This is a genomic window from Arthrobacter sp. B0316-1-20, assembly GCF_059091865.1.
The window spans coordinates 20,054-44,887 of record NZ_JBNHHC010000017.1 but is presented as its reverse complement, the minus strand read 5'-3'; the positions used below and the strand labels follow the sequence as shown (position 1 = coordinate 44,887).

Genomic DNA, 24,834 nt, shown 5'->3' with positions numbered 1-24,834 from the left:
GGGCCGGCGTCGGTCCTAGGGGAGCCGCCGTTTCATGCCCAACCAGCAGCCGGCTACGGTCAGCCCTAGGAAAGCACCTCCGGCCAAGAGGCGGGTGCCTGCGGAGCGCCAGTCGCCGTTGACCCTGTTTGACGGCGGATCGGGAGCGTATACCGTACCTGCTGTCGGTGCAACGCCGCTTCCGTGAAGGGCCACGGTGTTCATGAGTGGCCGGGAGAAGCGGTCGTAGAGGCCCGGGATCCTGTGCTGGAACGGAATGAAAAGTCTTTGTGTCCGGCCTACCACAACCTGTCGTCGGGGTTTGTGCGCAAGGCGGGCAATAACCTTGGCTACCCGGTGCGGACTTGCCACCGGCGGGAGCGGACGCACTTTGCGGCCGGTGTAGTTGGCGGCATGCTGGAAAATCGGGGTGTCGATGGTGGCCGGGAGCACGGTGCAGATGTGCACGTCCTTCTCATCCAGCAACTCCTGCCGCAACACATTCGCCAGCCCCAGTAGTCCTGATTTGCTGGCAACATAGGCGGACACATAAGGCGTGGTCATCTTGGAGTAGATCGAGCCGACCAGGATCAGGACGCCATGCCGCTGCCGGCGGAACTGTGGCAGAACGGCGCGAATACTGCTGGCTTCGCCCAGCAGGTTGGTCTCCACCATCTTCCGGAACACATCAGCAGGCGTTTGCTCAAACGTTCCGTAGCCATACACCGACGCCGCCCCGATCCACACATCGAGGCGCCCGAACTCCTCTACCGCGGCCTGAACCAGTCTTTCCGAGGCCCCCTCTTCAGTGATATCAGTGGGGACTGCGATGGCGCGTGCACCGAGTCGGACACATTCGGCTCTCACTTCGTCAAGGCTCGAACGGCTTCGAGCAGCTAGCACCAAGGAAGCACCGCGCTTGGCCAGCCTCGTGGCCGTAGCCCTGCCGATTCCGCTTGAGGCCCCGGTAATCACCACTACCTTCCGGTGGGCTCGGCCTCGCCGCAGCCCCATCTATCGATACCCTTCGCTCTGGGTCTGTTCGTCCGCCACTCTGACCCCATAGTGATAAGCCAGCGTGCCGCCGAGATATCCGGAGGCGCCGAGCAGGGCAAGGCCAACGAGGCTGATGATGAAGGCGGTAATGCTGACCGTCTCGTAGTCGGCCGCGAATCGGATGAAAAAAGCGATGACGAACAGCGCAGTCACCGTTAGGTTCAGCACCATGTGCAGGGTGGCTGTCTTCCTGACTCGTGTGCCTGGGGCCAACTGCACATAGTCGAGGAGTCCCAGTGCGGCTGCGACCAGGGCGCCGATAATGCCAATACCTGTCAGCCACAGTGCGCCGCGCGCAAATGTCGCAGCGTCATCAGTGAAGATGCCTGCCAGGTCGAAAATGACCACGGCAATCCACGTACCGATCGGCACCGTCACGAGAATCGGATGGAATGGGTGTCCGTAGGTTCCGGCCACCATGCTGCGTGGGTGTTTGGCCCGCTGTTGGGCTGCCTTGTCTGTCAATGCTCCTCCTCGGCAAGGTCCTGCAGAGACTCATGTGACTGGCCTTAGCGTAGACGGTGGTGCCGCGGCTGGCTAGGAGCCCCGGCTGGCGTGCACTGTCGCTGGGATGACGGCGGTTCCTGACGCGACCATTGTGGAGTTGCTGCCTAACCGGATCAGCGCGCGCTTTCGGGGTGAGGACCCGCTGGTCCCGAACGCTGGCGTTCCACCTTGCGGGCCGGCGGGAGCCGCTAGCCGTCATCGCGGTGCCCCCTCGCTGAAGCATTTGCTGCCGCCAATTCGCTTGGCTCGGGCTGACCTCATCCTCAGGAGTGGGCCTCTTAACTCCTAAGCAGCCTTATTGTATCCTTGTGGGTGTCAAGAGCCATATCTACCGACGCCCAGAGGCCGCACCTGGCCGACGGCGCCAGACGGGAAGATTGCCATGACTGCTGAACGAAGCGTCCAAGCGCGCGGGAGGACCCCTGTCCAGTTGACGGCGCTGATCTTTGGCGCCGTCTTCTTGCTGATAGGAATACTGGGATTCATCCCCGGGATCACCTCAAACTACGACCAAATGATGGCCGCCGGCCACCAGTCCGAGGCCATGTTGCTGGGTATCTTCCAAGTGTCCATCCTGCACAACATTGTCCATATCTTGTTCGGCATCGCGGGACTGGTGCTGGCCCGGAGCGTCCCTGCTGCCCGCAACTACCTGATCTGGGGAGGCGTGATCTACCTGGTGATCTGGCTGTACGGGCTGTTCATTGACCAGCAGAGCGCAGCCAACTTCGTGCCCCTGAACACTGCCGATAATTGGCTGCACTTCCTTCTGGGCGTAGTCATGATTGCCCTAGGTCTGCTGCTGGTCCGCAAACGGGACACCGGCCTTCGGGGGACCCTTTCAGGCCACGCCTAGCCGGTTTTCGGGTCGCGCGCCTGCTTGGCTCTGGGGTGCTGGCTGGCTTCAGGCCGCGCCTCGCCAGGCGGGCGCTCCGGTGCAGACGGCGCCGCTCCTATCGTGCCGTCGGCGCGGACTGCCCATTCGGACAGGTCCAGCCGGCTGCGGTATTCCACCGGTTCGCCGCTGATCGGGTCGGTGAAGGAGATGCCGCGCGCCAACAGCTGCAGCGGTCGCTCGAAGTCGTCGGGGGCTTGGTCCAGCAACACTGGGTAGAAGGGGTCGTGCAGGATCCCGATGCCCAGAGAGGCCAGATGCACGCGCAACTGGTGCGTCTTTCCGGTAAGCGGTTCCATCTTGTAGCGGCCCATCCCGCCACGCTGTTCCAGCAGTTCGATCCGGGTCTCAGTGTTGGGTTCGCCGTCGACCACTTGGGCCAGCAGGTAGGTGCGGGACTTGGCCATCCGGTTCCGCACCGTCTGCGGGAAGTGCAGCTGCGGGTCCACCGGCGCGATGGCCTCGTATTCCTTCTGCACCAGGCGCTTTTCAAACAGCACCTGGTACTGGCCGCGGGTGGCGGGGTTGGTGGAGAAGAGCAGTACCCCGGCGGTGAGGCGGTCCAGCCGGTGCATAGGGATCAGGTCCGGGATATCCAGTTGACGGCGCAGCCGGACCAGTGCCGACTCCTGAATGTAGGTACCGCCGGGGGTGGTGGGCAAGAAGTGGGGCTTATCCACCACCAGGATGTGTTCGTCTTGGTGCAGGATGTTGATCTCCACCGGCAGCCGCTTCTCGCGGGGCAAGGTCCGGTAGTACCAAATGAAGGTGTGGGCATCCAGCGGGGTGGTCCGGCTGAGCACGGAGCCGCCTTCGCCCACAATTTCGCCGCGGTCGAACCGGTCCCTGATGCCGTCCGGATCCACATGGCCCCACCGGTGCAGCATGTAGTCCATCGCGGTTTCCCACGGGCCCTCGCCGGGCAGACGCAAGCGGGTGGCATTGACGCCGTCGCGCACGGGGAGCGGGGATTCCATCACCCATCAAGGGTACCCGCTGGCCGCCACGGGGCAGCCGGCACTGCTGAGGGGCAGCCGGTCGCTAGAGGCAGTCGGTGACTTAGGTGCAGCCGGTGACTCGATAGAGCTTGGCGTCGCCTTCGGAATCCACCAGTTCGAAACCGTTGGCCTCGGTCAGTTCCTGCAGGCCCGGCACGGATGACTTTTCGCCGGGATGGACGGAGCGGCTGCCGAAGTCCAGCACGAACTGCACATTCTGCGCCTTCACGGCCGGGCAGACGGCCGGATCGGTTCGCATCTGGTCCAGTTTGTCCATGATGAGCTTGCCGTCCACGCTGGGGGAGGTGGTGCCCGAGGGGACCAGCGCGCGGCGTCCGGTGTAGGCGTAGGCAAGCGAGGCCCCGGTCAGCGGATCGCCGGCGATCACCGCGCCTTCGGGCACCCGGTCAGGAAGCCGCTTGATCAGCGCGAGTTCATCGGCGGTGAGCAACTGCGATTTGTCCGTGAACCGGTACTTGGCGGCGGCCTCGGAGATGCCGCGCTGCACCGCAAACATCGGTACCACAACGAGGCTGATGACCACCAACACGCCGGTGGCAGCGGGGCGTAGCCATGCCGGCTGCTTCTTCTCGCGGCGGGCCAGCGACGCGCGGAAGAAGGAGCGCGCCGTTCCGGCCAGCGCGATGCCGCCGATGGACGCAATCAGCAGCCCGGCCACCGGAAGCATCGCGCTGATCCGGAAGAAATCGTTGTACCAGATGCCGGCCACCCACCAGCGCAGCTCCGGCATCGTCTGCCAGTTGCCGATCACGTACAGGGCGGCGCCCACGGCGTACATGGCCAACGCGAAGCGGTTTTTGCGCAGATTGAAGACGACGGCGGCGCCCACGATCGTCAAGACGGTCGCCAGGATGGAGATGGGGCGGTCGAGCGGCGAATTCAGCACCACGTCGACCAGGGCGCCCGCGGCATTGCCCATGTGGTCCCAGTTGGCGCTGCTGCTGCGGGCGGGACGGAGGTTGATCCACAGTGCCACCAGAACCACCAAAAAGGCGCCGGTGCCCACCCAGGCACGCAGCCGCCGTCGTCGTTCTGGGGCGCGCAGTGCCGGGTAGGCGGCCGCGATGACCGGCGGCACGGAGAGCGCCAGCAGCCCCATGATGGTGGCGGGATGGGAGAGCGCCATGCCCGGCAGCAGCCCGATCAGCAACAGCACGTTGCCTTCGGTGGACACGCGGGTGTGCACGCCCAAACGGAGCAGCTGGAACACCACGCCCAGGGCGGCCGGAAGCATCGCAATGGAGAGCATAAATGGATAGACGACGCCGAATTCCAGCAGCAAGTACGGGAAGCTGCTGTACGAGAGCGAGACCACCGCAGCGACCAGCAGCTGCATGGTGCGCTCGCCGGTGATGCGGCTGACCATGAACAGGCAGCCGGTGCTCCAGATGCCGGTGATCAGCACCAAATTGGTGATGTTGATGGCGGCCGCCGGCTGCAGTCCGGCGGTGATCATCACCAGCGAGACCACGTCGTGCCAGCCCGCCGGGTAGAAAACGCCCCGGTCCGTGGTGCCCAGATAGCCCAGCGTCAGCGAGGAGGCGTTGCCCGAGTCGGAAATGTAGCGCAGCGCGTTGAGATGGAAGATGTTGTCGTGCGACTGCGCAATGTTATCCGGGGCGCCGAAGATGAAGATCATGGCGGCGGCCAGCGGCACCGCGGACACCGCCCAGGCCAGCGCGACCGCCCGCCAGGGCGCCGGAACGCTCGGCTTCTCGGGATCCCGGTGCAGGCGGTGGCCCAGGCTGCGGCGGAGCAGCCAGAGTATCGCGGCGACCAGCACGGTGACGGCCACCAGTTGCGGCCACGCCCACCGCAGCCCGACCAGGCGGCCAAGTTCGGCGGCGAGCACAATGGCGGTGACGCCAAACGGGCCGGCTAGTGCCACCAAGGACAGCCGGCGCAAGCCGAGCACTGCGCCCCACAGCAGGCCGGGTCCGAAGACGAGGACGATGGCCACCAGCATGGCCGGAATCGTCTGCAGCCAGCTCATGGGCCCCCTTCGTCTCTCGTCGTCTCCATATTACGGTTCGTACTGCCCGGCCGCCGCCAGGACAGGCGGGAAGGGGGTGTGAGCGAGGTTTCACAGCCGGAGCAAAACAAGGGATCTGAGCGGGGTTTCGCGCGGCGGGAGCAGATCAAGAGGTGAGCGGGGTTTTGCGGGCAGGAGCAGATCAAGGGGGCCGGGGAACGCGCCGAGATACTCCCCCCGCAACCTCGGATCTCGACGCTATCCGGTGATCTCGAAGCCTGCCGGTGATCTGGGCGGCAGCCCCTGACTTGGGCGGCGGGAGGGCCAGGGCCGGCGCGCGGGTCACGACGCACGCACGCCTGTGGATTATGCCGCCGCGAGACCGGGCGGCAGCGGCTGGCAGTGCGGGCAGAAGTAGACGTCGCGCTGGTCGGCGTCGGTATTGCCTTGGAGGTCGTGGGCTATTGGGGTGCCGCAGCGCCAGCAGGGACGGCGGGCCCGTCCGTAGACCCAGAACGATTCGCGGCGGGTGGGGGATCCGGTGGTGCTACGGCTGCCGCGATCCTTGTTGACCTCCAGCAGTTGCTTGGACTTCAGCACCATGGCCGGGAGATCCGGCACCTGGCCCACCGGGGTGGACGGGTGCACCCGGGCGATGAAACAGACCTCGCAGCGGTAGACGTTGCCGATCCCGGCCAGATTGCGTTGGTCCAGCAGGGCCAGCCCGATCGGCCGGTCAGGCTCCTGGCGCAGCCGACGCAGGGCTTCATCGGCGTCCCAGTCCGGCCCGAGCAGGTCCGGGCCGAGATGCCCCACCAGGTTGTCCTCGTCCGCCCGCGGCACCACATCCAGCGCCGCCAGCGCGAAGCCGACCGCCGTCGTCGTGCTGGTCGAAAGGATGAGGCGAACTTGGAAAGCGGGTTTCCGCCAGCGCTCGCCGGGCTGGTAGACCTGCCAGCTGCCGTCCATGCCCAGATGGGAGTGCACGGTCAGTGCGCCGATCCGCATCAGCAGGTGCTTGCCGCGGGACCGGACTTCGTCCACTGTCTGCCCGGACAGGTCCAGTGTGGCATAGCGGGGCACCCGGAAGTCGCTGCCGGTGAGCTCCTGCCCGGCCAGCGCTGCGTGCAGGCGCCGGGCGGCACGCCAAATGGTGTCCCCTTCAGGCACGGAACCTCAGTCCCCGCGGCGTGGAGTAGAAGCCGGCATCCATCAGCGCACGGGCCAGCGGGGTGTCCAGAATGGGGCCGCCGTTGACCTTCTCCACCGCCATCTTGTCCGCGGCGCCGCGCCGGATCACCTGCACCAAGGCCCGGCCGCACAAGGCCAGCGACTCCTCGTCCTCGGTGAAGGCCAGCAGCGTCTTGCCGCCGCGTTCGGAATACAGTGCCAGCTCGCCGTCCACCAACACCACCAGAGCGCCCGCCTTGCGGCCCGGCCGGTGTCCCGACTCCTGCGCCGGCCAGGCCAGGGCCGCACCGTAGGGATTGGCTGGATCGGTCGCGGCCAACGCCACGGCCGACGGCGCCTGCTCGCCCAGCTGCGCGTCGCGGCTGAAGGAACGCAGCCGGTCCACCGTGGGGGAGACGGCGAACTGGGCCGCGCCAAGATGTTCAATGAAGTACCCGCGGCGGCAGCGGCCGGTCTCCTCCAGCTTGCCCAGTACCTTGTACATCAGCCCGAAGCCGCCGGGCACCGATTCGGCGGCAACCGAGCCGCGCGTGACCACCCCGTAGCGGTCCAGCAGCAGTTCGGCGGTGGCGTGTGCCCGTATGGTGGGGTCGGCTTCCGGGGCCGGCAGCAGCGACCACCGGCCGGCGGCGTTCGGCGGCGCGGTCCGCGGCCGGCCGGCGCCGGATCCAGCGTCCGCCCCGGCGCCCGGGCGCAGGCCCGCCCCGCTCAGTCCGTGCATGCGTCCGATCCTTCCCAGCCGTGCCGACCGTGCCCGCGGCGGCGCGTTGCGCTGCCTGTGGGCCGTGGTGCCGCCGGCCAGCAGCGTACGCACCGGGGCGAAGGTGTCGTTGGTGATCCGGCCGGCCCAGAGCAAGTCCCACAGGGCGCTGACGACGGCATCGTCCCCCGGCTGGGTGCCGTTGGCCGTCAGCACATCGGAGAGTTGGCGGAAGAAGTAGGCGCCGCCGTAGCCGCCGGCGCCGGAGAGCGCGCCCAGCAGTTCGTATTGCAGGACGCTGGGCTCGAAATCGGACTGTGGATTCAGCGTCAGCGGCGCGGTGTCGGCCAGATGCAGGCTGATCCAGCCGTCGTTGCCGGGCATCGAGCCCGCGCCGGCGATCAGGATTTCTCCCGTTGCGGTCAGCTCGTCCAGCATGGCCGGCGCGTAGTCGGACACGCGCGACGCGAGGATGAGCGGTTCCCATGCCGACGCCGGGATGGGGACTCCGGAGAGCTGGTCCACCACCGTGGCGACGCCGTCCAGTCCCCGCAGCTTGGCCCCGACGTTCTGCCAGGCCGGGAGGAACCGGCCGTAGGTAGCGGGGTCGACCGGTTCGACTTCCTTGCGCAGGGCGGCCAGCGACCGGCGGCGGATCTTGCGCAGCACTTCGACGTCGCACCACTCGGTCTGGCGCTGGTCCGCTGTGCCAGCCGCTGTACGCTCGCCGCTGACCGAGCCGTCGCCGTCGTTAGCGTCCGGCGCGCCGCCGGGCCGGAACTCGCCTTCCACCACGCGGCGGTCCTTGAGCAGGCGCTGCAACGCGGTAAGCACGACGGCGGGGCCCAGCCCCAGCCGGCGGGCGCACTCGGCGGCGGTGAAGGGACCATGGGTGCGGGCGTAGCGGCTGACCAGGTCGCCCAGCGGGTCGGCCACCGGCTCGATGAAAGCCAGCGGCACGCCTACCGGCAGCGGGACCCCGAGGGCGTCGCGGAGACGGGCGGCGTCTTCCACTGCCGCCCAGCGCTCGACGCCGGCGACGCCCACCTTCAGGACGCGGTTGGCTTTGGCCAGTTCGGCGATCAACGGCTCGACCGCGGTGGTCGAAGGAGGCACGCCGGGGACGGGTAGAGACCCGTCCACAGGGTTGCCATCCCCGGTGGTCGAAGGAGGCGCGCCAGCGCCGAGTAGAGACCCGGTCTCCGCGCGCTCGCTGGCGCTCGCTTTGTCGACCACCGGAGGCTGGACGCGGGCGGCGATCTCCGCCGTCGTGAGCGGTCCCAGCAGGCGCAGCAGGTCCGCGATGCCTTCGGCGCCCTTGACCTTGCGGTCCTCGGTGAGCCGCTGCAGTTCCCGCTCGGTCTGGGCGATGATGCCCTCGTCCAACAGTTCCCGCAGTTCGGCGCGGCCCAGCAGGTCGTTGAGCAGGCCCGGATCCAGGGAGAGCGCGGCGGCCCTGCGTTCGGCCAACGGGGAATCGCCCTCGTACAGGAAACTCGCCACGTAGCCGAAGAGCAGCGACCGCGCGAACGGCGAGGGCTGCTGCGTGGTGGTCTCCACCAAACGGAGCTCGCGGCGTTCGATGCCTGCGGCAATGTCCTTGAGTGCTGGCAGGTCGTAGACGTCCTGCAGGCACTCGCGCACCGTCTCCAAGATGATCGGGAACGTCGGATACTTGCGCGCCACATCCAGCAGCTGGGCGGAGCGCTGGCGCTGCTGCCAGAGCGGGCTGCGCTTGCCCGGGTTCTGCCGGGGCAGCAGCAGCGCGCGGGCGGCGCATTCGCGGAAGCGGGAGGCGAACAGCGCCGAACCGCCCACCTCCGCGGTGACTATTTGGTCCAGTTCCTCGGCGTCGAAGAGGAACAATTCGGCGCCGGGCGGTTCGTCCTCCATCATCGGCACCCGCAGCACAATGCCGTCGTCGGCGGCCATCGCGGACCCGTCCAGGCCGTAGCGCTGATGCAGCCGTGCGCCGACGGCCAGCGCCCAGGGGGCGTGGACCGGCATGCCGAACGGGCTGTGCAGCACCACCCGCCAGTCGCCGAGCTCGTCGTGGAACCGCTCCACCACCAGAGTGCGGTCGTTGGGAACGTCGTTGGTGGCTTGTTGCTGTTCGGCCAGGTAGGCCAACAGGTTCCCCGCGGCCCAGTCGTCCAGCCCGGCGCCGGCCAGCCGCTCGCGTGCCGGTTCCTCCGCGGCACCGGAGAGTTCCCGGACAAAGCGGCCCAGCGCGCGCCCGAGTTCCACCGGCCGGCCCAGCGAATCACCCTTCCAGAACGGCAGCTTGCCCGGCTGCCCGAAGGCCGGCGAGACCAGCACGCGGTCGTAGGTGATGTCCTCGATCCGCCAGCTGGTCGCGCCCAGCGCGAAGACGTCGCCGACGCGGGACTCGTAAACCATCTCCTCGTCCAGCTCGCCGACCCGCCGGCCGCCGCGGTTCTTCTCGTCCTCGGACCCCACCAGGTAGACGCCGAACAGCCCGCGGTCCGGGATGGTTCCGCCGGAGGTCACGGCCAACCGCTGCGCGCCAGGGCGGCCGGTGATGGTCCCTGCCAGCCGGTCCCAGACAATGCGAGGCCGCAGCTCGGCGAACTCGTCGCTGGGGTAGCGCCCGGCCAGCAGGTCCAGGGTGGCCTCGTAGGCGGAGCGCGGAAGCGTGGCGAAGGGCGCGGACTTGCGTACGACGTCGAACCATTCCTCCACATCGACGGCACCGAGCGCCGTAGCCGCCACGGTCTGCTGGGCGAGGATGTCCAGCGGGTTGGTCGGGATGAACAGCGGCTCGATCCGGCCGGCGAGCATCCGTTCCACTGTGACGGTGGTGTTGACCAGGTCCTGCCGGTGTTTGGGGAACAGCACGCCCTGGGAAGTTTCGCCGACTTGGTGCCCGGCGCGGCCCACCCGCTGCAGGCCGCTTGCCACCGACTGGGGTGATTCCACCTGCACCACCAGGTCCACGGCGCCCATGTCGATACCCAGCTCCAGGCTGGAGGTGGCCACCACGCAGCGCAGCCGGCCGGACTTGAGGTCGTCTTCGATCTCGGCGCGGGCCTCCTTGCTAACCGAGCCGTGGTGGGCGCGCGCCAGCACAGTATCCGCGCCGGACATCGACCCGGCCTGCGCCATGATCTGGGCCGGCGGTGCGGTCTGGGTGGTGGTACCAGCGCCGGTACCGGAGACGGTGCCGGGGGCACCACCGCCACCGGACCCCGGGCCCTGGCCGGACTCAGGGCTCTGGCCGGGTGCAGGGTCCCAGACGCCGTCGTCGGCTACAGACAGGGACTGGCGTTCGCTCCAGATTTCGTTGAACCGGGCGGTGAGCCGTTCGGCCAGCCGGCGGGAATTGGCGAAGACGATGGTGGACTGGTTCTCGGCGATCAGGTCGACGATCTTCTCTTCGACGTGCGGCCAGATAGATGCTGGCTGCGCGCCCGGACCCAGTTCTTCCTGACTGGGCGAGGCCAACGCCGTCATGTCCTCCACCGGGACGGTGACCGTCAGGTCCCACGACTTCTTGGCGGGCGGCGCAACAATCTCCACCGGTGCGTTGCCGCCGAGGAACCGGGCAACGGTATCCAGCGGTTCGACCGTGGCGGAGAGGCCGATCCGCTGTGCCGGCCGCTGCAGCACTGCGTCCAGCCGTTCCAGCGTGACCGCCAGGTGGGCGCCACGTTTGGTCCCGGCCACGGCGTGCACTTCATCAATGATCACGGTGTCCACCGAGGCGAGGGTCTCCCTGGCCTTGGACGTCAGCATCAGGAACAGCGATTCGGGGGTGGTGATCAGGATGTCCGGCGGATGCGTGAGCAGCCGGCGGCGCTCATTGGCCGGAGTGTCTCCGGAACGAACGCCAACAGTGATGGACGGGGCGGGCAGATCCAGCCGTTTGGCGGTTTGCGTGATACCGATAAGCGGCGCCCGCAGGTTCCGCTCCACGTCCACGCCCAGTGCCTTCAGCGGGGAAATGTAGAGCACACGGGTGCCGCGGGATTCCTTCTGGCTCCGTCCCCGCTTGGGCGCCGGCTCCGGCAGATCAAGCGGAAGCGCCGGCTCGGCGTCCGCAGCGGCAATGAAGGTGTCCAGTGCCCAGAGGAAGGCGGCCAACGTCTTACCGGAACCGGTGGGCGCCACCACCAAGGCGTGGGAACCGGCGGAGATGGCGTCCCAGGCACCGGTCTGCGCGGGGGTGGGCGCGCTGAAAGCGCCGGCGAACCACTCGCGGGTGGCCGGACTGAAGCGTTCGAGCACAGACGTCGTCATACCGATGGTTTGAGCCTAACGCCCGACGCCGACAGCGTGCAGTTCCGCGGCGGCGGAACAGCGGTTACGGGGCCTGGAACGTGGCCACCGTCATCAGCACCACCGAATCATCCGAGCAGCCGACGGTCTCCTGCTTGGCGATCAGAGAATCTTTGCGGTTCGGCGGGTAGACCTTCACGCCTGCCACATCCGTGAGCCCGCATTCTTCACCGTAGTTCTGCGCGTTCGTCTGGCGCAGCTGCGCCGCGGCGGTGCCGCCCGGCGCCACCGTGACCGTTACCGTTGTGGCGTCCGGGTCCCGATCGGCGGCGGCACCCACTTGCTTGCCGTTGCCGTCGACGTAGGAGACACCCGGATAGCCGGCCAGGGTGCAGGCCTTGTCGCCGGTGTTGGTGAGCACCAATGTGCGGTAGACGCTGCCGGCGGCGCCGCCGCCGGGTTCGGTTTCGATGGCAGCGGAGAGCTGGCCCGCGCTGCAGGAACCGGCATCGGCGCCGCCGCTGCTCTCCGGCACCGCGGCGGGGCTTTCGCTTCCGGCTGCGCTTTCGGTTGCCGGTGCCGGGGCCGGTGCCGAGGACGACGGCGCTGCGCCCGTTGGGCCGGCGGACGCCGGCGCTGTGCCGGGTTCCTGGGCCGCTTGGCCGCAGCCGGCCAGCAGCAGGGCGGAGCCAACGAAGAGGGCCGCGGCGGCCGGCCTCAGCCGGAAACGATTCATCATGCTCACATTAAACACCTCCGGCCGGTGGTCTGTCCGCAGTGGATAGACAACCGGCCGGAGGCGGCGCTACATGTGGACGATCAGCCCTTCTTCCGCGTCCGGGCCAGGGCAGCCACTCCGGCCGCCAGGCCGAGCACGCCGGCACCCAGCCCGGTCCAGCCGGCCACCGCCGCCGCTCCGTTACCCGGTGCCTCGGTGCCCGCCGCTCCATGACCCGCTGCCGAGGTGGTTTCGGCAGCGGGGGAGGCACCGCCGTCGTGCCCTCCGTGGTTGTCAGTGGATGCTTCGCCGATCACGAACGAAGGAGCCGGGGACTCCAGATCATGCGGGTCCTGGCCCTCCGCGGGGATCTCGGCCCAGTTGGTCTCGCCCTTCTCGCAGGTCTGCAGGACGGGGAACGCCAAGGTCTCGCCGGCGGACTCGGGCAGCAGCACCTGCAGCTGCAGCGTGTCGCGCAGCCCGTCGGCCACCGGTTCCTTGGCGGTGTAGACAACCTGGCTGACCCGCTCGGTGACGGTGGCGCCGCTGTCCAGGGTCTTGGGCGCATCGAAGGTTTCGCTGGCCTTCTCAACGTCCCAGCCGGGGTGCACGGTGGGCGTGGCGTCGACCAACTGGTCGGGCAGTGAGATCGCGATCTTGGTGGTCGGCGAGCCTTCGCAGCCGTGCGCGAAGGCGAAGGTCAGCACCGAGCTGCTGCCGGCGGCGTTCTCCTCCGGGGTGACGTGGACATGCGCTGAGGCGGCGCCGGCGCCAGCGGCCAGCAGGCCGGCGGTGGCCCCGCTGGCGAGGACGGTGCGGAGGGTAGTGCGCTGGATGGTTTTCACGAGGGTGCCTTTCAGGAGGCGCTGGGCAGGTTGCGGCCGCAGCACCGGAAGAAGTGGGAATTCAGACCAAGTGTCGGTCCGGAAGCGGAGAACTCACCGGCACCGGTGGTCCGCGGAGCGGCACCAGCGTGACCAGATACGCGGTGTGCAGCGGCAACGGTGCCTGGTCGGTGACGGGTAAGAAAGCGCGGACGGGCACCGCGGGGACGGCGGGCAGCTGGACCAGCGGACGCAGCCAGGCGGCCAGCGCCCACAGCGCGGCCTCGCCGCGAGCCAGCATCAGCGCAGTCAGGGCGGTCGCCAGCAGGTGGGCGGCAAGCATGCCCGGCGAATTTCCGGTGTGCGACGCGGCCACACACTCCAGTGCCACCGCCGCGTGGCCGGCGTGGCCGGCGTGCTCGGTCACGCCGGACGGCGCGCACTGGACCGTTCCGAACAGCTCAAAGGCCTGGTGCAGCGCCAGTTGGCCGCCGGCCAGTACCGCCAGGATGGTTGCCGGCGCCAGCTTCCGTCCGGCCAGGATCATCACCGGCAGCCAGGTGAGTGCGCCCAGCGCCAGGACGACGGCGGGCGGCGGTAAGGCGCCGCCGGCGGCGGTATGGGCGGCGGCGGCGAGACAGAGCACGGCGGCGGCGACGACGGCCGACCGGCCGAAGCGTAGTGCGCTACCCACGGTTATTCATGGTGGTAGGGCCGGCCGCCGGCAATCTCCTGGGCGCGGTAGAGCTGCTCCATGACGATCAGCCGGACCAGCTGGTGCGGGAAGACCAGCTTGGAGAGGGACCAGACAAAGTCTGCGCGGCGGTGGATCGAGTCGTCCACGCCGTAGGCGCCGCCGATGATCAGCGTGACGTTGCGGGAGCTGTCCAGCGGCTGCTGCAAGGTGCGGGCCAGCGTGGGCGAGTCGATGTTCTTGCCGCGCTCGTCGAGCAGGATCACGAAGTCGTTCGCGTGCTTGCCGGTGAGCTTGGCCAGCAGGGTTTCCGACTCTTCCCGGCGCGCGGCGTCATGCTCCCGGGCGGAATGGGGAATGGGCTGCCAGCTGACGTCGAAGGGCTTCTTCATCCGCTTTTCGTAGCGGTCGATTCCCTCCGCCACCCACGACTCGTGCTTGCGTCCGATGGTGAGGATGCGCAGGCTCATCCGCCGGCTGCCGGGAACTTGCGGACGGTCAGGATCTGCGCGGCGCGGCCCACCGGACCCTGTTCATCGAACAATGCGGTGTCGGTCAAGCCCACGCCCCCGGCGCCAAACGTCACGCGGGTGTCCAACCCGGTCCATTCGCCGTGCGGCTGGCGGAACAGGTGGATGGTCAGATCCACGTTGGGGAACATGTACTCGCGCGGGTCCTGCCGCACGGCCACACCGTTCGCGGTGTCCACGATGCTGACGAAGCGGGCCAGCGGGTGGATGTCCTCGTCCTGGACCAACGGGTGCAGCGGGCGCGCCCACACCGTGCGGTTGCCGGGCCCGCGGTCAGCAACGGTCCGGAACTCGGTGGCGCGGATGAAGCCGCCGTCCCAGACGCCCTGCATGGGCGCCGTCGGCAAGCCGTCCGGACCCGGCAGGCCCGGATGCACGGGACCTGCGACCTCCGCGGTATCGCCGGCCAGCAGCCGCCAGGCCTGGGCGCGGATGGCAGTGCGGCCCTGGGCGCTGAACGTGGCCTCCAAGAGTTCGATCGTCCGGCCCGGCCGCAGCACCCGGGTCTGGATCTCGAACTCGCCGCCGTGGATGATGCCCAGGATCTCGAAGTTGATCCGGCTCATCACCATCTCCGCGTTCGGATGGTTGCGCAGGAGTTCGTGCACCATCAGGCCGGACGCCGGGGCCATGTGCTGTTCGTGGTCGTTCCACGCGCCCTGGGAGTGCAGGGTGGAATGGAAGCGCCCGCCATCCAGCCGGACATAGTAAGCGTCCGGGACCGCACTCCCGTCGACACCCAGATGCTCGACGGCGGCAGTGGCAGTGGAATCGACCATGCCACCACTCTAACTAAATCCGCACGGGCCCATAGTCTATGGGCCGGCACGCTTAGCGCTGGTCCTTCGGGCGGGGATCGGCCGGGGTGGCCGGGGCAACGGGTTTGGCCGGCGGCGCCCAGTCCAGGATGGCCGGCACCGGTACGGCGGCTTCACAGTCCACGGGCTCAGGCTCTGCGGGCGGCTCCGGCGGATCCTCGTCGTTGTCCTCCGCCTCGTCCACGGCGTCCTGGTAGTCCTCTTTCGCTTGGCGGTAGTCCTGCTCCGCCTCACGGTTCTCCGCTTCGCAGGCGGCCAGGGCATCGCGGTAATTCGCCCGGGCGTTGTCCCGCCGCGCGAAGAACGCCGAGCGTTCCGCCAGTGCCTGTTGGTAGATCGCATATTCGCCCCAGTAGTCATCCCACTGCGCCGCGATCTTGTCCCAGGCCTTGTTCACCTTCGCCACGGCGGCGGCGTAATCCTTATACTCCTCCACTTTGGATTGGTACCGGTGGTAGGCGGTCCAGTAGTCCAGCACGCTTTGCTGCCATTTTTCGACGCCGGCGGCGAGCTTTTCCTCCGCGGCCTGAGTACGTTTCCGATTGGCGGCTGCAGCGGCGTCGGCGTCGAAAGGCACCGCGGCCATTCCGGTGAAGTTCCAACCACAGCCCGGGCCGACGGCGTCTCCGGCCAGCACCCTGACCTTGGCCGACGTGGCGGGCTGGTCCGCCGGACTCTGGGGAGGCTGGGGCACCTTTCGGGCCTCCGGCATCCGCGGCCAGACGGGATAGCTCGGCTCAGCCGCCGGGCTGGCAGCTTTGACCTTCAGGTCCGGCGCGGGCATCGGCACGGCGTGGTAGCCGGCGTCTGAGGGTTCCTGCGGGGGCGACACAGCGCGGATGGCCACCGTGCTGGTGCGGGTGAACGGCTTGTACCCTTGCGTCGACCACGGCGAGCGGGCGGCGTCGCCGGAGTCGGACTTCTGGTCGGTGCAGACGTCTTCCAGCGTGACGGCCAGTTTCTTGTCGAGTTGCCCGGCCAGCTTCCGCAGCCGCGCGTCGGCCTTGCCAACGACGAAGGTCAGCACGTCGCCGCGCCGGAAGGTCACCACCTGCATGGTGCGGCCGCCCTTGGTGGTGTAGGCCCGGTGCGCCTGGACACCGGGAGTGTCCAGATCCTCGCCGTCGACGTCGACCGAGCTCCCGGCACAATCGGACGCGTTGTCCAACATCTTGTCCATGGCTTCGGCGCCCAGGCCGGCGGTGAAGGCAGCGCTGACCACCTGCACTTTGACCTTCCCGACCCTGAACGAACGCGCCAAGGCGACGGACGGCGCCTCCCCGATCTCGCACGCGTACGGCACCGGCAGCGCAACTCCGCGCTCCAGCGGGCCGTCCGGCTTCCACTTTTCCGGTGGTTCCTCCAACAGTGTGGTCAACGACGTGGACGCCGGGCTGTCCGCGAGCACGGCGCTGATTGCCACCGGTGACGCTGCCTCGGCCACCGCCGGCGCCGGTTCGCGGGGGAGGACCATGGGCATGCCGGACAGCTGCAGTGCCACCAGCCCGGAGGCGGTGACGGAAGCCAGACATAGCGCACCGACGGCGAGGGCCACAGCCGGATGCTTCTCGAAGATGGACATCGGGGCTCCTACTGCTGGTCGGGGACCGTGATGGCGGTGTTGCTGCCAGCACTGAGCGTGATGGTCACTTCCTGTCGGTAGGCCAGGCTGCTGCCCGGCGGGGCCGACTGTTTCGTCACCACGTTCCTGCCGATTCGCGAATCCGGTTTGGCCGTCTTCTCTCTAATCACGGGAACCAAATTGTTGCGCAACAACACCGTGATGGCTTCGTTGACACCCAGACCGCGCAGATCGGGCATCGATCGCGACACGGCCACGCTGCTGGTCAGCGGATCGGCTTCCGGCATCGGCTCGGCCGGCAGGCCCTTGTGCAGGCCCTCCATGGTGTCCTTCCACACCGGGCCGGCCAGTTCGGAGCCGGTGAGGTCGCGGAAGATTTTGCCGTAGGCTTTCACCTTCTTCAGCGGGTACTGCGCGCCGCCGCGCGGATCGCCCAGCCACACCGCCGTCGCATACTGCGGCGTAACGCCCACAATCCAGTTGGCGGCGAAGTCATTGGTGGTGCCGGTCTTCGCGCCGGCCTTGCGGCCCTTCGGCATGCCCAGGGCGCCGAGGGTGCCGGCGGGGTTGAACGGTTCCTTGAGCGCGTCGGCCACCGTGGCGGCCACCGAGGGGTCGATGGCCTGGTGGCAGCCGGCCTCGGGAGCCGGGATCTTCTCGCCGGTATCGCTGCGGACGCCTTCGGTGATGGTGACCGGCCGGCAGAGGACTCCGCCGCTGACGAACGTGGAGTAGGCGTTGGCCATCTCCAGCGGCGAAATCTCGTATGCCCCGAGAGCCAACGACGCCTCCTTGCCGTGCAGATTGTTCGTGGGGATGGTGGTAATGCCCAGCTTTTCGGCAAGCTCGGCCACCTCCTTCACTCCGGTACGCTCGATCAGCCGCACGAAGTAGACATTCACCGAGGCGCGGACGGCCTGGTAGGCATCGATAGAGCCGTAGTTCGTGTTGCCGTAGTTGTGGAAGCCGCCCGGCGGGTTGTCCAAGCGGGAGTAGTAGGGGCCGTTGGCCAGCAGCTTCTCCCGCGGTGAAATCCCCTGGGTCAGCGCCGTGGCCAGAACAATCGGCTTCATCGCCGAGCCGACTTGGAAGGGACTGTCGGCGAAGACCACTTCGGTCTTGCCCTTGCCCTCGCCCCACGCGCGGTTCTGCACCACTCCCGCGATGTGCCCGGTGCCGGGCACAACGACGGCGGTGCCCAGCGCTGCGCGGTTCTTGTTGCCCATCGCTTTGCTCACCGCTTTCTGCGCCGCGGCCATCGCCTTGCGGTCCATCGCCGTCGTGAGGGTCATGCCGCCGCGGGAGAGCCGGTCCGCCCGTTCTTCCTGGGTCTGGCCGAAGGCCGGATCGGAGAGGATTTCATCCCGGACCAGGTCGCAGTAGAACGGGTAGTCGGAGTCGGCGCAGCCGGACGGCACGGAGCCCGGGTCGAGGCCCAGTCCGCTCTGGCGGGCCGCCGCAGCTTCCGCAGCCGTGATCGCCCCACGTCCCTGCAGCACGTCCAGCACAGTATTGCGGCGGTCAACCGCCCGGTCCGGGTATTTCATCGGATCGTAGTAGCCCGGGCCTTTGAGCAGTCCGACGAGCAGCGCCGACTGCGGCAGGTTGAGTTTGTCCGCCGTCGTGTTGAAGTAGATCCGGGCCGCCGCCTGGATTCCGTAGGCGCGGTGGCCGAAGTAGACGGCGTTGACGTACATGTTCAGGATTTGGTCTTTGCTCAGCCGGTTTTCCAGCTGGACCGCATACTTGGCCTCGCGGATCTTGGCGTTGTAGGTCTCGCCCACCGCCACCGACTGCTCGGTTTCGTCGCGCGCGTTGTTGACCAGGATGTTCTGCACCAGTTGCTGGGTGATGGTGGAACCGCCTTGGCGCTCGCCGCCCACGGAGTTGGTAACCATGGCGCGGGTGACCCCCAGCGCGTCCACGCCGTGGTGTTCGTAGAACCGGGCATCCTCGGTGGACAGCAGGGTGTCCAGAAAGGTCGTCGAGACGTGGTCCAGGGCCACATCGATCCGGTTCTCGCTGTAGAAGCGGGCGAACTCCTTGCCGTCTCTGTCCAGCAGGACCGTGTGTTGCGGCAGGGCGGTGTCCAGCGGCAACTCGGCCGGCAGTTCCTCCCACAGGTCCAGGACGGAATCAGTGGCTGCGGAGAAGGCGATCGCCCCCGGTGCGACCAGGGATCCTGCGCTGAGTGCCACCACGGCGACGGCGCCGGCCCAGGCGGCGAAACGCATCGCAGTGCCGTGCCGGGGCTCCGGTTGGGAAGCAGGCGACAGCAGGTCGTCCAGCCCCACGGTGTCTTTCCGGCGGCGCCACCACGGTTTCCGGTTGCTCTGCGCGAGCGCGGGATCCCGGTCCGGCGGCGCTGGTGCTTGCTTGGCGGGGGTATTCCCCGCGTCTCGGTTGGCGCCGTCGCCCTCCGGATCGCCCGTTGATTCGTCCACCTGCGGTCCCCCGTCCCCCTGAGCAGGCCCCGGACGTCCCCCAACGTCACCGTTCCCAACCTGCCGACGAATTACCTCCAGGAAGCCGCTTGGTGTACGCCGCCGCTCCCGGAGAGGTGGTCTTAGCGTACGGCTTAACAGCCCTGCCGCAACCCCTTTTTCGGGCGGTTTGCGATCGCTGCAGAAATGTGACGCCGATTACCTTTTGTGACTGATGTGAAAGGTCAGATGTGGCCCGAAAACGTTGACAGGACCGCTGCCTGGTACTAGGGCAGCGGCCCTGTCGGCAAGGGCGGAGCGCGCGTTAGCGGCGTTCCGCCGGGCGAAGCGATCGGGCCTCGCGGTAGGCCTTAATGGTGGCCAGTTGGTCCCACACGGTGACCGCCCAGATGAGTACGACGGCGGCGCCCTGGTACCAGCCCGGCTCAGATCCGGAACCGGTGAAGAGTGCAGGGTCGAGCACATCTTGGCTGAGGAATGCAGCGGTCAAGAAGACCGCGAAGGCAACGTCAGCCACGATCATCGTGGCGAGCATCGCCGTCGACCAGCGGCCGGAGGCCAGCCGCCAGGTTTCGATCAGTGCGAAGACCACCAGGAAGCCGAGGTAGGCCGGAATCCAGCCGTCCCACAGGCCCGGGTTGAGGAATCCGCCGCCATCGTTGAGGTGGCCCACGTAGAAGAAGGAGGTCGGCAGGAAGGGCACCAATGCCATGAGCGCAAGGATCACCAGCGAGGCGATCGGCTCCGGGCGGGCGATCTCCCGGACGGCCGGCTCGCGGATCAGGTCATCAACGCTCCATTGGGAGCGGGTGGCCGGTGCTGCCAGTTGGGCCTTGTCCTTCTCGGAGAGAATTCGTTCGGCCAGCGCCAGCAATACGGTGACAACGGCTAGGGCGATCAGGACCGCCAGCACGCCGTTGCCGACCATCGCGCCGATCATGCCGCCGACCGCGGGCTCCGGAGTCGCCAGGACATAGACCAGGGCGTTCACGGCCAGGGCCGAGACCGCTACGATCGGCAACAGCCACACCGTCAGCCGGGTGAAGACAGGAAAAAGCTCGGGCCCGATCACGTACCGCGGCGATTCGCTGTAGCGCAAAGCCAGGCGTGAGGGATCGCCGAGTTCTTCAAGGGCCGCCCGCTCGGCTGCTTCGGCTGAGGCAGGCGGCGGGTAGCCATCCCCGGCAAGCCGAGCGTCGGCCATGTCGGAGACGGTGGCGGTGATTTCGCGGGCAATGTCCGCCCGGTTGCCCTCGGGCAGGCGGCGCACCACCTGCGCGACGTATTTTTCGGTCAGGGAGCTCATACGGAATCGTCCTTCCACAGCGTGGTCAGGCTTCTGGTGAGGTCGGCCCATTCGTCGCGAAGTGAATTGGCCATCAGGCTACCGAGGTCGGTCAGCGTGTAGTACTTGCGAGGTCTGGCCTCGTCGGTGTTCCACTCGGCCTTGAGTAGTCCTTGTTTCTCCAGCCGCCGCAGCAGCGGGTAGAGGGTGTTTGCTTCGATCTGGAAACCGGCGTCGGTGAGGGTGCTGAGCAGTGCATATCCGTAACGCGGCGTCCGGCAGGCGGCCAAGCTCGCCAGGACAATGGTGCCGCGCCGCAGCTCCTGTTCATGGGTGGCAAGGGTGGCGGCGTCGTCGGTATCCATGCGTGACACGATAGTGTGTGGCACACACCATTGCAACAGGTCTGCGTGAGTAAATCGTTCCCGTTGGGCAAAGCAGTTGCCGCCCGGGTCCGGACAGTAAAAACCCCGCCGGCCGTGACGGCAGGCGGGGCATCTTGTTCGCTGCTGCGGTCGCTAGACTGCCCGCTGGTGAACGGATACAGACCCATCGGCCGGCACTTCGATCGGTTGTCCAACTCCCTGCAGGTAAACCACGAACCCCTTGCCGTCCTCGGTGCGGCGGAAAGCAGCCAGGGCACCTACGTACTCGTCCCCGTTGGCTTTTGTCACCGAAACGATCCGGCCTATGGTGGTCGGCTTCAACGTCTTGGCTGGGTCGGCCACGTTCTTACCTCCTGTGCGCGGACTTTTATGGACCAAGGCTACGCCCGCTGTGGCGGGTGGAAGCATCCTGGTGCTGAAAGTTCCCATTCAGCCGTCCACGGCTGGCTCCGCCGGAGGGTGTGCGTCCAGTGTGACCAATCAGATAGCGATCGGGCTGGACAGCACCGTCCGACTCAGTGTTTGAATTAAAAGGAACTATTCGCCGCCGGCACGGAACGGCGGGCGCTGAGGCGCCCGCATGTGGGGGAGTCGATCTGCGGGCGGGCGTTCCTGCTGTCCGCTGGGCTGCTATCACCACCTTCCTTAGCCTTCGCGCGCCACGGCGCGTGCCAGGAGTACCTCCATGAACTCGATGTACTACTACGACAACCACGGCCATACCTCAACACGGCCTGCCCTCATCCGGGTCTTCCCCGACGTCGCGCCCACTCCGCCAACTCCCGCCCCGCGCAGGTGGAACCACCCGGTCGGACTCCTGCTCGCCGCGATGTCCTTCGCAGTCGCGCTGACCTTAATCCCGGGCCTTCCGCCCCTGGCCGGGGTGTTCACCGCTCTGATCGGCTTCGCGCTTGCTGTCCTGAGTTTGGTTAGCCGGTGGTGGTGGTGGGCCGACAGCCGGGAACGCGCGGTGGCCGAGGGGGTGTGGGTAGCACGCCAGTCCGGCTACCGGGCAGACGCGGACGGCAACCACCTGCGGTGGCTCGATCAGGACGGCAAGGTCAAGCGCGCGACAATCGTGCTTGGCGACCGCGGCTGGAACCTGATGCTTTACGGTCTCGCGGCCGACGGCACCCAGCGTGGCTGACCGGCCGCTCTGACGCATCCCGGACGAGGTTCGCGCGCCTGTCGCGAGGCTACGAGAAACCGCGAGGCTATGAGAAACCGTGAGGAAATACAGACGCCCTCGCCACACAGGTATAAACTTCCCCTAGAGAACCGAAGCTGGGCGGAGTCGCCCGTTTGACGTCGGTGCGAGTGAGGCCACGCTTTCGTTCTCGCCGCAAGTCATGTCCTCCTGACCGACGACGCCCCGCGCGCCGACGGCCAGGTACAACCGGCGGTTTGCTTAGCGGACCAGCGCGGTGGGGACCGCCTCAGGGCCGGCTTCCTCACACAAAGTCGAACCCGTCATGATCGAGGCCGACTCAGGGAGCCCCGAGGTGCACGCATCGACTGGAACATAACTTTCGGTCGGCCCCTGGGCGAGGGCGCGGGGGAACGGCCTCTTCACCTTTGGACATCGCATGCGACCTCTCGTCATTCGCAGTGCTATCGTCGCCGCGCTCGGCGGCCTGATCTTCGGTTTCGATACCGCCGTGATCTCGGGGACCACAGTAGCGCTCGCCCAAGAGTTCAACCTCAGCCCGGCGGGCCTTGGATTCACCGTGGCCACCGCGCTCATCGGTACCATTCTGGGCGCCCTGACTGCCGGGATACCGGCGGACAGGTACGGGCGCAAGAAAATGCTCTTTGTGATCGGTGCGCTGTTCGTGGTCGGCGCGGTGGGCTCCGCATTGGCCACGAGCGAGATAATGTTCATCATCTTCCGGTTCCTCGGTGGCGTCGGGGTGGGCATGGCCAGCGTGTGCGCACCCATCTACACTGCCGAGATTTCTCCAGCCGCCCACCGGGGGCGTCTGGTGGGCCTGGTCCAGTTCAACATTGTGCTGGGCATCTTGCTGGCGTATCTGTCGAACTTCCTGATCCGGTCAGCACTGCCTGCCGATGTTGCGTGGCGCTGGATGTTCGGCGTGATGGCAATTCCGGCGATCGTCTTCCTGCTGCTGCTGTTCACCGTGCCCGAAACGCCACGCTGGTTGTTCAGTGTCGGCCAGGACCAGCGGGGCAACGAGATCGCGCGCCGACTGTCCTCTAACGAGGCCGAATTCGAGCTCGAAATCAGCGAACTCCGCGCCTCGCTGGCTGCGGCCGAGAATTCCCCCAATGTCCCGTTCTTCACCGCACAGCACCGCAGGGTCATCCTGATGGCCGTGGCCATCGCCGCCTTCAATCAGCTGTCGGGCATCAACGCGATTCTTTACTACGCTCCCGCGGTCCTCATCAAAGCGGGTGCGTCCACGGACACCGCCTTCCTGATGGCGGTCGCAGTGGGCCTGATGAACCTCATCGCCACCATGGCTGCGCTCGCGGTCATCGACCGGTTCGGACGGCGACGGCTGATGCTGGTTGGGTCGATTGGCTACCTGGTCAGCCTTGGCTTCCTCGCAGCCGTGATGTTCTACTACGAGCCGGTCTTCACGCCCACCTCCAGCGTCCTCGTGCTGGTCGGGTTGCTGGTGTTCATCGCTGCCCACGCCTTCGGCCAGGGCGCGGTGATCTGGGTGTTCATCTCCGAGATCTTCCCCAACCGCATCCGTGGGCGCGGCCAGTCGCTGGGCAGCCTGACCCATTGGGTGTTTGCGGCAATCACCTCGTGGGCATTCCCTCCGGTGATTGCGCTGCTGGGCGGTGGTTGGGCCTTCTCGCTCTTCTTCATCTGCATGATCGGGCAGCTGATCTGGGTCCTGAAGGTCATGCCGGAGACTAAGGGCGTGCCGCTCGAAGAGATGGAAGAAAAGCTCGGGCTCGCGCACTGGCGCACTTCCGCCTGAGCAAAATAGCGGAGGCAGCCCATGAAGAATCCACAGGTCCTGTCCCTTGGCGAGGCTCTCATCGACGTGGTTCGGCACGACGGAAAGTCTGAGGAGCATGTAGGGGGGAGCCTACTGAACGTCGGCTGCGGCTTGGCACGATTGGGCCATGACACGACAGTTGGAACGTGGTTCGGCCGTGACAACAGGGGCGAGCGGATCGTTCAGAGGGCACGGGCGGCAGGCGCCCGTCTGCGCGAGGGGAGTGACAGAGCCGAGCACACCTCGGTGGCTTATGCGACGCTGGACGCCGCCGGCAGCGCGTCCTACGACTTCGACCTGACGTGGCAACTTCCTGTGCTGGAGGACCTCGACACCGTCAATCACCTGCACACCGGGAGCATCGCGGCCACTCTCGAGCCGGGTGGCACCCAGGTGGTGCAGACCGTTCGCGCCGTCCGGGACCATGCCACAGTCTCCTACGACCCAAATGTCCGCCCCGCGCTGATGCACTCACCGCAGGCCATGATGCAGCGCATTGAGGAGCTGGTCTCGCTCTCCGACCTGGTGAGGGCATCCGATGAGGACATCGAATGGCTCTACCCAGAAAAGCCGCTACAGGCGGTCATACGCCGCTGGCGCGCCCTGGGGCCTGCCATGATCGTGATCACCCGCGGTCCCTGGGGAGCATGGGCGGCATTGGCGTCGGACAGCGACAACCTGGTCGTGGACCAGATGAACGTCAAGGTCGCCGACAGCGTAGGCGCCGGCGACTCCTTTATGGCAGGACTCATCTCCGGGTTGCTGGACGCAAACCTGCTCGGCGGAAGCCAGGGCCGCGAACGGTTCCGTGAGGCCCGCTGGGCCGACGTGCAGCCGGCCCTCCACCGGGCCGTTGCCACCGCAGGCCTGACCGTCAGCCGGCCCGGTTCCTACGCTCCTGACCGGGCCGAGGTCCAGGCGATGCTTGCGCACCCGCCGGCATTCGAGGACTGACCAGCGAGCATAGGTCGGCGCAACGGCACGCAACCCAGCCGAGTGCATCGGTCGACGCACTCAAAC

The 24,834-nt window shown here is 67.4% G+C and carries 20 protein-coding genes; 4 read left to right on the top strand and 16 right to left on the bottom strand.

All coding sequences use genetic code 11. The features are described 5' to 3' along the window. Nucleotides 1-15 precede the first annotated feature (15 nt). Together AC5RW2_RS24760 and AC5RW2_RS24755 are read right to left on the bottom strand one after the other, a co-directional pair. Nucleotides 16-993 carry an SDR family NAD(P)-dependent oxidoreductase gene (locus tag AC5RW2_RS24760; protein ID WP_493963858.1) on the bottom strand — a complete coding sequence of 326 codons (978 nt, stop codon included), beginning with the start codon at nt 991-993 and terminating at the stop codon, nt 16-18. Further along, the gene (locus AC5RW2_RS24755) at nt 994-1,500 is read right to left on the bottom strand and encodes a DUF2231 domain-containing protein (RefSeq protein WP_493963857.1); all 507 of its coding nucleotides are present in this window, start codon (nt 1,498-1,500) and stop codon (nt 994-996) included. Nucleotides 1,501-1,924: 424 nt separating this feature from the next. Between AC5RW2_RS24755 and AC5RW2_RS24750 the strand changes: the two genes are divergently transcribed. Then, complete coding sequence (locus AC5RW2_RS24750; RefSeq protein ID WP_493963856.1) at nt 1,925-2,398, top strand: DUF4383 domain-containing protein; 474 nt, start codon at nt 1,925-1,927, stop codon at nt 2,396-2,398. Here the strand turns inward: AC5RW2_RS24750 and AC5RW2_RS24745 are convergent. The 14 genes from AC5RW2_RS24745 to AC5RW2_RS24680 form a co-directional block, all read right to left on the bottom strand. Further along, nucleotides 2,395-3,414 (bottom strand): RluA family pseudouridine synthase, encoded by a 1,020-nt coding sequence (locus AC5RW2_RS24745; protein WP_493963945.1) that lies wholly within the window; start codon nt 3,412-3,414, stop codon nt 2,395-2,397. The genes AC5RW2_RS24750 and AC5RW2_RS24745 overlap by 4 nt on opposite strands. Nucleotides 3,415-3,496: 82 nt before the next feature. Continuing rightward, nucleotides 3,497-5,449, bottom strand: coding sequence for a DUF6541 family protein (locus tag AC5RW2_RS24740; RefSeq protein ID WP_493963855.1), 1,953 nt, complete (start codon nt 5,447-5,449; stop codon nt 3,497-3,499). A 345-nt stretch (nt 5,450-5,794) separates the two neighbouring features. Beyond that, nucleotides 5,795-6,598, bottom strand: coding sequence for an Fpg/Nei family DNA glycosylase (locus AC5RW2_RS24735; RefSeq protein ID WP_493963854.1), 804 nt, complete (start codon nt 6,596-6,598; stop codon nt 5,795-5,797). Continuing rightward, nucleotides 6,591-11,579: an Lhr family helicase gene (locus AC5RW2_RS24730; RefSeq protein WP_493963853.1), complete on the bottom strand. Its 4,989-nt coding sequence runs from the start codon at nt 11,577-11,579 to the stop codon at nt 6,591-6,593. The genes AC5RW2_RS24735 and AC5RW2_RS24730 overlap by 8 nt, the downstream gene beginning before the upstream one ends. Before the next feature lie 64 nt (nt 11,580-11,643). Beyond that, complete coding sequence (locus tag AC5RW2_RS24725) at nt 11,644-12,297, bottom strand: DUF4232 domain-containing protein (protein ID WP_493963852.1); 654 nt, start codon at nt 12,295-12,297, stop codon at nt 11,644-11,646. An 80-nt stretch (nt 12,298-12,377) separates the two neighbouring features. Next, nucleotides 12,378-13,121 carry a YcnI family protein gene (locus AC5RW2_RS24720; protein ID WP_493951975.1) on the bottom strand — a complete coding sequence of 248 codons (744 nt, stop codon included), beginning with the start codon at nt 13,119-13,121 and terminating at the stop codon, nt 12,378-12,380. Nucleotides 13,122-13,182: 61 nt separating this feature from the next. Next, nucleotides 13,183-13,794: a hypothetical protein gene (locus tag AC5RW2_RS24715; RefSeq protein ID WP_493963851.1), complete on the bottom strand. Its 612-nt coding sequence runs from the start codon at nt 13,792-13,794 to the stop codon at nt 13,183-13,185. Nucleotides 13,795-13,796: 2 nt separating this feature from the next. Next, a complete protein-coding gene (locus AC5RW2_RS24710) occupies nt 13,797-14,264 on the bottom strand; it encodes a 23S rRNA (pseudouridine(1915)-N(3))-methyltransferase RlmH (protein WP_493963850.1) in 468 nt (155 codons plus the stop codon). Then, complete coding sequence (locus tag AC5RW2_RS24705; RefSeq protein ID WP_493963849.1) at nt 14,261-15,103, bottom strand: thioesterase family protein; 843 nt, start codon at nt 15,101-15,103, stop codon at nt 14,261-14,263. Before AC5RW2_RS24705 ends, AC5RW2_RS24710 begins: the two co-directional genes overlap by 4 nt. Before the next feature lie 52 nt (nt 15,104-15,155). Continuing rightward, a complete protein-coding gene (locus tag AC5RW2_RS24700; RefSeq protein ID WP_493963848.1) occupies nt 15,156-16,724 on the bottom strand; it encodes a hypothetical protein in 1,569 nt (522 codons plus the stop codon). An 8-nt stretch (nt 16,725-16,732) separates the two neighbouring features. Then, nucleotides 16,733-19,168 (bottom strand): transglycosylase domain-containing protein, encoded by a 2,436-nt coding sequence (locus AC5RW2_RS24695; protein WP_493963847.1) that lies wholly within the window; start codon nt 19,166-19,168, stop codon nt 16,733-16,735. 304 nt (nt 19,169-19,472) lie between these two features. After that, complete coding sequence (locus tag AC5RW2_RS24690; protein WP_493963846.1) at nt 19,473-20,474, bottom strand: HAAS signaling domain-containing protein; 1,002 nt, start codon at nt 20,472-20,474, stop codon at nt 19,473-19,475. Continuing rightward, entirely contained in the window at nt 20,471-20,818 is a 348-nt protein-coding gene (locus AC5RW2_RS24685) for a PadR family transcriptional regulator (RefSeq protein WP_493951968.1), read from the bottom strand. The genes AC5RW2_RS24690 and AC5RW2_RS24685 overlap by 4 nt, the downstream gene beginning before the upstream one ends. A gap of 153 nt (nt 20,819-20,971) precedes the next feature. Further along, entirely contained in the window at nt 20,972-21,181 is a 210-nt protein-coding gene (locus tag AC5RW2_RS24680; RefSeq protein WP_493951967.1) for a hypothetical protein, read from the bottom strand. A gap of 343 nt (nt 21,182-21,524) precedes the next feature. Here AC5RW2_RS24680 and AC5RW2_RS24675 point away from each other — a divergent pair, with 343 nt between their 5' ends. The 3 genes from AC5RW2_RS24675 (at nt 21,525) to AC5RW2_RS24665 (ending at nt 24,768) form a co-directional block, all read left to right on the top strand. Next, complete coding sequence (locus AC5RW2_RS24675) at nt 21,525-21,986, top strand: hypothetical protein (protein WP_493951966.1); 462 nt, start codon at nt 21,525-21,527, stop codon at nt 21,984-21,986. A 439-nt stretch (nt 21,987-22,425) separates the two neighbouring features. Next, nucleotides 22,426-23,793, top strand: a complete 1,368-nt coding sequence (locus tag AC5RW2_RS24670; protein ID WP_493963845.1) for a sugar porter family MFS transporter — start codon at nt 22,426-22,428, stop codon at nt 23,791-23,793. Nucleotides 23,794-23,814: 21 nt separating this feature from the next. After that, nucleotides 23,815-24,768 (top strand): carbohydrate kinase family protein, encoded by a 954-nt coding sequence (locus AC5RW2_RS24665; RefSeq protein WP_493963844.1) that lies wholly within the window; start codon nt 23,815-23,817, stop codon nt 24,766-24,768. The last annotated feature ends 66 nt before the right edge of the window (nt 24,769-24,834 follow it).

Excerpts from the sequence above, each read along its gene's own strand:
- AC5RW2_RS24760 (WP_493963858.1), bottom strand. The coding sequence starts at position 993 with ATGGGGCTGCGGCGAGGCCGAGCCCACCGGAAGGTAGTGGTGATTACC.
- AC5RW2_RS24750 (WP_493963856.1), top strand. The coding sequence starts at position 1,925 with ATGACTGCTGAACGAAGCGTCCAAGCGCGCGGGAGGACCCCTGTCCAG.
- AC5RW2_RS24745 (WP_493963945.1), bottom strand. The coding sequence starts at position 3,414 with ATGGAATCCCCGCTCCCCGTGCGCGACGGCGTCAATGCCACCCGCTTG.
- AC5RW2_RS24740 (WP_493963855.1), bottom strand. The coding sequence starts at position 5,449 with ATGAGCTGGCTGCAGACGATTCCGGCCATGCTGGTGGCCATCGTCCTC.
- AC5RW2_RS24730 (WP_493963853.1), bottom strand. The coding sequence starts at position 11,579 with ATGACGACGTCTGTGCTCGAACGCTTCAGTCCGGCCACCCGCGAGTGG.
- AC5RW2_RS24725 (WP_493963852.1), bottom strand. The coding sequence starts at position 12,297 with ATGATGAATCGTTTCCGGCTGAGGCCGGCCGCCGCGGCCCTCTTCGTT.
- AC5RW2_RS24710 (WP_493963850.1), bottom strand. The coding sequence starts at position 14,264 with ATGAGCCTGCGCATCCTCACCATCGGACGCAAGCACGAGTCGTGGGTG.
- AC5RW2_RS24705 (WP_493963849.1), bottom strand. The coding sequence starts at position 15,103 with ATGGTCGATTCCACTGCCACTGCCGCCGTCGAGCATCTGGGTGTCGAC.
- AC5RW2_RS24700 (WP_493963848.1), bottom strand. The coding sequence starts at position 16,724 with ATGTCCATCTTCGAGAAGCATCCGGCTGTGGCCCTCGCCGTCGGTGCG.
- AC5RW2_RS24690 (WP_493963846.1), bottom strand. The coding sequence starts at position 20,474 with ATGAGCTCCCTGACCGAAAAATACGTCGCGCAGGTGGTGCGCCGCCTG.
- AC5RW2_RS24685 (WP_493951968.1), bottom strand. The coding sequence starts at position 20,818 with ATGGATACCGACGACGCCGCCACCCTTGCCACCCATGAACAGGAGCTG.
- AC5RW2_RS24675 (WP_493951966.1), top strand. The coding sequence starts at position 21,525 with ATGAACTCGATGTACTACTACGACAACCACGGCCATACCTCAACACGG.
- AC5RW2_RS24670 (WP_493963845.1), top strand. The coding sequence starts at position 22,426 with ATGCGACCTCTCGTCATTCGCAGTGCTATCGTCGCCGCGCTCGGCGGC.
- AC5RW2_RS24665 (WP_493963844.1), top strand. The coding sequence starts at position 23,815 with ATGAAGAATCCACAGGTCCTGTCCCTTGGCGAGGCTCTCATCGACGTG.